The sequence below is a fragment of the Oleiphilus sp. HI0123 genome (genome assembly GCF_001635315.1).
In genome coordinates this window covers 1-554 of record NZ_LWGE01001018.1, presented here as the reverse complement: position 1 = coordinate 554, position 554 = coordinate 1, and the positions used below count along the sequence as shown (strand labels likewise).

General features: G+C 45.8%; 1 pseudogene. It reads right to left on the bottom strand.

Going from position 1 to position 554, the window contains the following annotated elements:
• A pseudogene (locus A3761_RS08810) lies at positions 1 to 554 on the bottom strand (helix-turn-helix domain-containing protein); the annotation flags it as partial.

Below are 554 nucleotides of genomic sequence, written 5' to 3'. Positions count from 1 at the left end.
TGCTTTGAGCACACGATAAAAGCTGGACTCAGAAGCAATATATTGCCCTTTATCCGCTAGCCTTGGTACGATTTGGCTGGGTGGAAGGTCCGCATATTCGGGCTCGTTACAGATATTGATAATGCTCTGTCGCTCGGTTTCTGACAACTTATTCTTTGGCTCAGGTCTAATAGCTGACTGTCTTTTGTCCTGTGTAACGCCACCATCTTCAATCCAGCGTTGTAAGGTCCGAAGCGATAAGCCTATTAGCTCACAGGCTTTCACTCTTCTGGCTCCAGCACTAACGGCTTCATCAATCAGCTCCACATAATATTGCCTATCTGGAAGCATGGTTAGCTGTCCTCGTCTTCCCCCCAGTAGGCATTGAGCTTTTTTCTGAGCACCAATAATGCAGCAGTTTCAGCAAGTGCTGCATCTTTGCGTTTTAGCTCCTTCTCTAACTGCTTAATACGCTTCTTATCTGCTTTGCGCTCTGCAGCTTCCTGTTTCTTACGCTGAGCCTCAGTCATATTGTTGTTAATACAAGATTGTTTCCATTGCTTCACCTGATCAGG